The sequence below is a fragment of the Paenibacillus sp. JT31N11 genome (assembly GCF_056269285.1).
In genome coordinates this window covers 1-6,546 of the sequence record NZ_JBWDNQ010000045.1, presented here as the reverse complement: position 1 = coordinate 6,546, position 6,546 = coordinate 1, and the positions used below count along the sequence as shown (strand labels likewise).

At 45.2% G+C, this 6,546-nt stretch carries 6 protein-coding genes; 5 read left to right on the top strand and 1 reads right to left on the bottom strand.

What is annotated here, in order from left to right; all coding sequences use genetic code 11:
* Nucleotides 1-190 precede the first annotated feature (190 nt).
* Nucleotides 191-1,096 (top strand): DUF3885 domain-containing protein, encoded by a 906-nt coding sequence (locus tag AC0YNV_RS40335; protein WP_475773075.1) that lies wholly within the window; start codon nucleotides 191-193, stop codon nucleotides 1,094-1,096.
* A gap of 783 nt (nucleotides 1,097-1,879) precedes the next feature.
* On the opposite strand, the gene AC0YNV_RS40330 is transcribed toward AC0YNV_RS40335, so the two are convergent.
* A complete protein-coding gene (locus tag AC0YNV_RS40330; RefSeq protein WP_475773074.1) occupies nucleotides 1,880-2,227 on the bottom strand; it encodes a winged helix-turn-helix transcriptional regulator in 348 nt (115 codons plus the stop codon).
* Between the two features lie 178 nt (nucleotides 2,228-2,405).
* Between AC0YNV_RS40330 and AC0YNV_RS40325 the strand changes: the two genes are divergently transcribed.
* The 4 genes from AC0YNV_RS40325 to mle all read left to right on the top strand — a co-directional run bounded on the left by AC0YNV_RS40325 (nucleotide 2,406) and on the right by mle (nucleotide 6,142).
* Nucleotides 2,406-3,359: an NADP-dependent oxidoreductase gene (locus tag AC0YNV_RS40325; protein ID WP_475773073.1), complete on the top strand. Its 954-nt coding sequence runs from the start codon at nucleotides 2,406-2,408 to the stop codon at nucleotides 3,357-3,359.
* Between the two features lie 103 nt (nucleotides 3,360-3,462).
* A complete protein-coding gene (locus AC0YNV_RS40320; protein WP_475773072.1) occupies nucleotides 3,463-4,191 on the top strand; it encodes an NAD(P)-dependent oxidoreductase in 729 nt (242 codons plus the stop codon).
* A 22-nt stretch (nucleotides 4,192-4,213) separates the two neighbouring features.
* The gene (locus tag AC0YNV_RS40315; protein ID WP_475773071.1) at nucleotides 4,214-4,660 is read left to right on the top strand and encodes a DUF2269 family protein; all 447 of its coding nucleotides are present in this window, start codon (nucleotides 4,214-4,216) and stop codon (nucleotides 4,658-4,660) included.
* Nucleotides 4,661-5,272: 612 nt separating this feature from the next.
* A complete protein-coding gene (mle, locus tag AC0YNV_RS40310) occupies nucleotides 5,273-6,142 on the top strand; it encodes an alpha/beta fold macrolide esterase (RefSeq protein ID WP_475773070.1) in 870 nt (289 codons plus the stop codon).
* The last annotated feature ends 404 nt before the right edge of the window (nucleotides 6,143-6,546 follow it).

Genomic DNA, 6,546 nt, shown 5'->3' with positions numbered 1-6,546 from the left:
GCTTAACGACCTTCCTCACCAGCCGTAAGAATAGTATAGAACACCGCACCAAAATTTTCATTACTCTGTGGTGCCCCGAGAGGGGCATGGATGGCTAACGGGTACGATAGCTCAATCGAGACATGAAGGCGGCTGGCCAATACGACATGTAAAATTAAAGCCAATATTTTATACGAAGGGAATATTTGCAGTGGATATTGTAAAAGAAATGAAGGCTCATGGTCTTTACATTCGTTTTGAACTAGGACTCGAAAATTTGATGGGTGAGGCATATCGGTGCGAAGGTCTACGTCGCGCGAGTGCCATTTGTCGTTCAATTTTCGATCCTGAAGACGATGTGATTTTTATGCATCGCACCACCTATGGTACAAATGAAAAACGAGTCAGTAAAATACGATTAAAACGCTTTTTCAAAACGCGATTGAAGCAAACGCGATCGTGCACTTTGCCATATGAGTTTGATGAATCGGATGACGAACTCTACACTAAAGAATGGGCTGTTGAAGTTAAAGCGAAAGAAATCCGAATGCCGTATGTACTTGAATCCATTGAAAATGCCGATTTCATGCGTAAACCGACGTCTAGCGGTCGGATTTACCTGTATAACAAAACAAAAGGTATTTTGTTTCACATGTATGACGATCGCGGCTGTGATGTTTTCAGTTACGACAAAGGCACTCTTTTGCCTCTCTACCATCTACACCGAAAATGGATCCTAGATTTTAACCGATACGAAATTGACAGCCTTTTCTGTGAAGGACTCACCGGTATCATTGAAACGGACGAGGAAAGAAAGACTCGATGGGAATTTAACGACAATAAAGTTACTGATTCCGGAATCAATCTTAGGCGAGTTAATACCTGTCACATATCACATCATTTCGAGATTCCGTCCGTGAACGCCGATAAGTTTGCAATAGAAATCGCGTTCACGTCATTCGCGATTCGGCGGATTTCCATAACAGATGACCGGGTCACGTTTATAGCTACCAAAACGCAAGCCATAGCGCTTATTGATTATCAGACGCACCTCATGAGTATGTACGGAAAAAAATATGGGACCTATGCCGGTTGGAGCTATGAGAAAACAGTTTGATTCAGTGGAGGTCAACAAAACAGCCTTCAGGAAGAATATCGAGCTGCAGAAATATTAGCTCAAGCCATTTCAAGGAGTGAAATTATGTCTCAGGGTTCTAACGGATTGTTTTCAATATTACCCATCGCCATGTTTATTGTTTACGGATTATTCATTCTGCTTGGATTATATAGCCTTTATCTATTCATTAAACTTGCGATTAGAGGAATAGCAGCGCTAGATATATATCTAGATGAAAAGAGAAACAGGCGTTTGTAGAATTAAATCATTGAACTAACGGGTACGATAGTTGAGGAGCTTGCTAAGTCGAAGCTCTTTTTTTTGTTTGTTGAAGTAATGGGCAGTTTTCGTCAATGAGTATAACTAAAGGTCGAGCTTAAAAGTAAACATCGTCTTAAAAAAAGACGGTGTTTTTTTGTTTTGTCGGGAATGGGATAAAGTTCTTGTCATTTATGACATCAAGTTCTTGTCAACACCAAATGTAGGAGGACAAAAACATATATGCTATTGGATCCGCGCGCTGCGCGGCTTCTTTGTTTTATGGATATATATTCTTGTCTTTTGCCATGGACAAAAACATATATCCTTAGCCGCGTTTGAGACTTAGAGGGGCCAATGTGGCAAAATTGCGTATTCCGAAAATCATTGATCACCTATTCCTGTAATTTTATCCACCAAATCAGGAAAGGATTTATAGATAAATTTATATTTCATGATTGCTCCGAACCAGCCACAGAGGCTCGTTCTTCACAATGTAAGATCACAGGCATCCGATTATGAATATCAGCCATTAGGTTGTTTGGCTCCGTCATGATTGTCGAATTCGACATGCGTTTGTCCCCAACCAGACAGCGAGCTCATAATCGGAATGAGAGTCTTGCCGTAATCACTAAGAGAATATTCCACTTTAGGAGGAACTTGTGGAAATACGGTTCTGATGACGACACCGTCATCTTCCAGCTCCCGAAGTTGTTGGGTAAGTATTTTTCGTGTAACGTATGGCAAAGCGCGCTGTAATTCTCCAAAGCGCTTAGTTCGGCTGATCAGGTGCCGAAAGATATGGGGCTTCCACTTTCCGCCGATTACGGCCAGAGCCGCTGCGACAGGACAGAAACGATTTTCCTCGTCCATATTCTATCCTCCATTGTATCAAAATGAATACTATGTTTCTCAAAAGTGCGTACTTTAATGAATCTGTTCAAGCAAATTATAATATAAGCAACACTAGTTGAACATATTTAGTTTACAGTTGGCGTTGTTAAAGAGCAAAGCATTGAGGCAGAATCTTTAAACAAGGGAGAGAATTCTAATGTCAAAATCATTGATGAAGGCAGTGCGTGTACATGAATTCGGCGATCCGGGTGTGCTGAAATTGGAAGATGTGGGACGTCTGGAGCCGCAATCCGGCGAAGTTCTTGTCCGTGTTGTATATGCGGCAGTGATCCCACTGGATTGGAAAATTCGCAGTGGAATACTAAAGGATTTATTTCCCCAGCCGCTGCCGTATATTCCGGGAGCAGTTTTTTCCGGCATTATTGAATCCGTGGGCGATAATGTAACGGAATTCAAAGCGGGCGACTTCGTTTTCGGTAAGATGAAAGGATCTTATTCAGAATTAGGGATCGTTTCAGTTTCAGAACCATATTTAAACGGGATGTTTCATGTGCCCAAAAATCTCAAGCTTGAAGATGCAGCGACGATTGGAGCAGGAGCCGAATCAGCATGGAAGGCTTTGTTCACAGAAGGAAACTTAGAATCCGGTCAGACCGTACTGATTCATGCTGCGGCCGGTGGGGTAGGACAATTCGCTGTTCAACTTGCTAAATGGAAAGGCGCCAAAGTTATCGGCACCGCTTCGAGCGTTAATCTCGATTATGTAAAATCATTGGGTGCGGATCAAGTGATTGATTATACGACGACTCCATTTGAAGAAGTCGTAAAGGATGTCGATCTGGTATTAGATATGGTTGGGGGAAGTACGCAAGATCGATCATGGTCAGTATTGAAACCGGGTGGATGCCTCGTCTCGTTGGTGCAGCCCCCCTCCCAAGAGAAAGCACTCGGATTCGGAGTGACAGCCAAACTTAGCACCGCGTTTCCTACGTATGAAGACAATCAAGCGGTAGCGCAACTGCTGGCGGATGGCACAATCAAAGCGGAAATTGACAGGATATACCCGCTGAGCGAGGTAAAAGAGGCACACATACGAAGTGAGGGCAGGCATAGTCGCGGAAGAATTCTATTAAGTGCTAATCCCGTATGATCCTTGAAATTGGATATTTGACTAATCCAATTGATGGCGTTTCTAAGCCTAAATCAATCCAGCAATGAAAAATTTGGCGATCGCTAGGAAGAGGGAATGAACGATGAAGATTATTGTTTTCGGAGCAACGGGAAATACGGGAAGAAGGGTACTGGACCGAGGCGTTACTAGGGGGCATGAAATGACCGCCTTCGTGCGCGATCCCGAGAAACTTTATGAGCAGCAAGGCGAGCAGATCGTGGGGCAAGTGAAGGTGATCGCAAAGGACATCATGGATCCGGAAAGCGTCTACGAAGCGCTATCGCAGCAAGACGCCGCTATTATCGCAGCCGGTCATGCCGCCCAGGGAGATGAGTTTTTTCGTATCGTCGATAACATCGTCAGCCAGTGTGAAAATAACACGCGGTTTTCCGGACGGGTATGGTTAATGGGAGGCGCCGGGCTGCTCGACATTCCTTATACCGATCTGATCGGCAATAATTTGCCCGGGTTCCCGCCCATGTACCAAACTCACAATCGGAATCTGGACCGGTTGCGGCAGACCAAGCTCGATTGGTCCGTCATGTGTCCGGGGACGATGGTCGAATCGGCCGATCTTCCGTCGTCCGTTCGTTTGCATGTGAGCACAGAAATTTTGCCCGTGCCTGTTCCGGAGACCATCAAGGACTTCTCTGAAGCCGATGTTGCCGGCCACCTGTTCAGCCGGTTAAAGGAGCTGGATGTCGCTTACAATGATGTAGCGAACTGTATGCTGAACCACCTCGATCTTGCAGGGCCGTTTAAAGGCAAAAGAGTCGGTCTCGCTTACCAAAGCGAGCTGCCGGTAAGCTGAGCGCGGAAGGAGACGGCCCTTTATGTTCGGATTGCTGCTCGTTTTGCATATACTCTCGGCGATTGCTTTCATGGGCTTCGCTTTCCTCATCCCTGCCATTCGCAGGTCCGCCAAAACCGCCAGCCAGCTTCGCTTTGTCTTCGATATCACGGCCAAGCTCTCCTGGCTTCCTAAAATAGGCGGAGCCGCGCTGATCGCGACCGGGATTGGGCTCATGATCATAACCGGCATGGGACTGTCCCAAATGTGGTTGAATGTGTCCATCCTGTTGTCGCTGCTCCTGGTGGTCGCGATTGACGCATTAATCGAGCCTCGTTTGAAAAAAGTCGCGAAGCTCGTGGCGTCAAGCCGTGGGGATGAGGTTCTTGCCGAGTTCTCCTACGCGATGAAAAAGATCGCGCCGCTAGAGTCGGCGGCGCAGCTGCTGATGATTGCAGTTATCGTGCTGATGGTCATCAAGCCGTTTTAATCTCTGCCATCATAGCCGCTCTACGACCAGCCCTTCGGGATATTGAAGGAAATAAAAAGCAGATTTCCCTCACTCAACTAACGGGCAGATTAGCGCAATAAACACGAGAAGACGGCAGTCGGTGTTACGGCTGCCGTCTTCTCAACTAACGGGCAGATTAGTGTATTAGTAGTCAAGCATAAAATACATTCAATGAAATGTTTGTATGCAGTATGTTCGAGGGCAATTTCCGAATGTTGACCTAGAAAAGCATCATGTGTTAAGATTTCCTAAATTGATAAGAACGGAGGGGTTACGTGTGGCTAACTAATTTTTCGATATATTCTTTGCACAATGAATTAAGTAGCGGTTTACGGCTATGTTGTGTGCATAGTAATCGAAGAATGGTTTGCCTTCACGGTAACCTAGTTTAGTGATATGCGATTTGGAGGTAGGGTAACTCTATCCTCATTTCGTATAGACTGAATTTAAAGAAAATGAAATGAACCTATTGATTTAGGTGATGGAACTGCGAGTCCATCATAAAGTTCATTTCCAAATTCTTTCGATTTCTGTAAGCACAGGCCGATACCCTGTGTTTTTTTATTTTATATAACACTGGAGGAATTCTACATGAACGAACAACTAATAAAAATTAATGGAATTGAAATATGTACCGATAGTTTCGGAAATCGAGTTAATCCGGCCATTTTGCTGATTATGGGCGCCCAAGCCTCCATGGTCTGGTGGGAAGAAGAATTCTGCCGACGTTTGGCAGATAAGGGACGTTTTGTAGTTCGCTATGATAACCGCGATGTAGGACGTTCTACAACCTACGAACTTGGTCAACCGGGCTATACTTTCGAGGACATGGCAGATGATGCCATTCGAGTATTGGATGCTTATGAGATTGAGCAAGCGCATATCGTAGGCATTTCCATGGGTGGAATGCTGACTCAAATGATAGCACTGCGGCATCCGGAGAGAGTTCTAACCATTACCCTACTATCAACGTCCAATTTCGCTCCGGATCTCCCCCCGATGGAAGTAAGGGTTATGGATTATTTCTCTAATACGACGGGAGCAACAGATTGGGCGAACGAAGAATCGGTTGTCGAATTTACGGTTGGTAAATGGAGAGTTCTCGCAGGTTCAAAGCATCATTTCGATGAGAAAAGAATTTATAAATTGGCAAAAGAAGAAGTGAAAAGAAGCAACAATATGGCCAGCATGAATAATCACGGCATGCTGGCAGGTGGAGAATCCTATCTGGTTAGGACGGGTGAAATAAACGTACCCGCTCTGGTTATACACGGTACTGAAGATCCGATAACCCCTTTTGAACACGGAAAAAATCTTGCTAACGAAATTCCGGGTGCGGTTTTACTGACATTGGAAGGTACGGGGCATGAGCTTCACTATGACGACTGGGATTTAATAATCGTTTCTATTTCAAATCACACTTCGTTACCTAATCGATTAAGCTCCCTCGGTACGTTATAGTTTTCTCACGAATGCTCGCTTATTCGCAGGATTTCACCACAGGATGAATTGTAACCCGGATGGAATGGGACGAGAGCCGTCAAATTGGAAACCGACGCGCATGCGGGAACAGAAGGGGCGAGTTTTCGCTCCTCTTTTTTGTTGCTCTGCTGCACGCTACTCCACATAACCTCCGGAGGCTTTCACTCCCATTTCTCGACGGGTCAATGCCCTTTCATTCCTTCGTTACGCCTATCCAGAGGGTGGAGGCCGGTATTCCTAACGGTACGGGTCTATGCCCTTTTGTTTAACGCAGTCCGGTACTCCGTGCAATCTTGAGATCCTGCGAATAAGCCAATTTTCGTGGGATGGTGAAGCGGCTAAGCAACCTGTTTCATAGGAAGAGCTCGATTCGGTTCGTAAGC

Coding starts and splice junctions, on each gene's coding strand:
- AC0YNV_RS40330 (WP_475773074.1), bottom strand. CDS start 2,227: ATGGACGAGGAAAATCGTTTCTGTCCTGTCGCAGCGGCTCTGGCCGTA.
- AC0YNV_RS40325 (WP_475773073.1), top strand. CDS start 2,406: ATGTCAAAATCATTGATGAAGGCAGTGCGTGTACATGAATTCGGCGAT.
- AC0YNV_RS40320 (WP_475773072.1), top strand. CDS start 3,463: ATGAAGATTATTGTTTTCGGAGCAACGGGAAATACGGGAAGAAGGGTA.
- AC0YNV_RS40315 (WP_475773071.1), top strand. CDS start 4,214: ATGTTCGGATTGCTGCTCGTTTTGCATATACTCTCGGCGATTGCTTTC.
- mle (WP_475773070.1), top strand. CDS start 5,273: ATGAACGAACAACTAATAAAAATTAATGGAATTGAAATATGTACCGAT.